We start from the raw sequence: 364 nt of genomic DNA, 5'->3' as shown, positions 1-364 counted from the left end.
CACTGGCCAAGTTTTTAGTGAAAGTGGTAAACAACACCTTCTTGTTGGGCACACCATCTAATGACGCAGCTAACCATTTAGCTCTATGGATTGCAGCTACAGTTTTTCCTGTTCCTGCCCCTCCCAATACACGTACAGGACCATTCCAATCACGCTCAACAATTTTGCGCTGTGAAGGATGGAGGAATACACGCCACTTTTCTAACGGCGCATCCAGCATTTGCTCTAGCGCTTCATCATCGACAACCACAAAACGTCTTTTTGAGCCTTCCCTTATCAAAGCAGCAGCAAAGTCTTCCGTATCAACATCATCGACAGAATTGTTACGATAATCTTCCAGTACTTCTTCGTAAGGAATACCCTC

The 364-nt window shown here is 45.1% G+C and carries 1 protein-coding gene; it reads right to left on the bottom strand.

The annotated features are described in order from the left end of the window. Nucleotides 1-364 (bottom strand): UvrD-helicase domain-containing protein (locus tag J0A66_RS22085; RefSeq protein WP_206575990.1); only part of this gene is annotated, 364 nt, incomplete at both ends.

Source organism: Bowmanella dokdonensis (assembly GCF_017254865.1).
GTDB lineage: Bacteria > Pseudomonadota > Gammaproteobacteria > Enterobacterales > Alteromonadaceae > Bowmanella > Bowmanella dokdonensis.
This window is presented reverse-complemented; position numbering and strand designations above follow the sequence as displayed.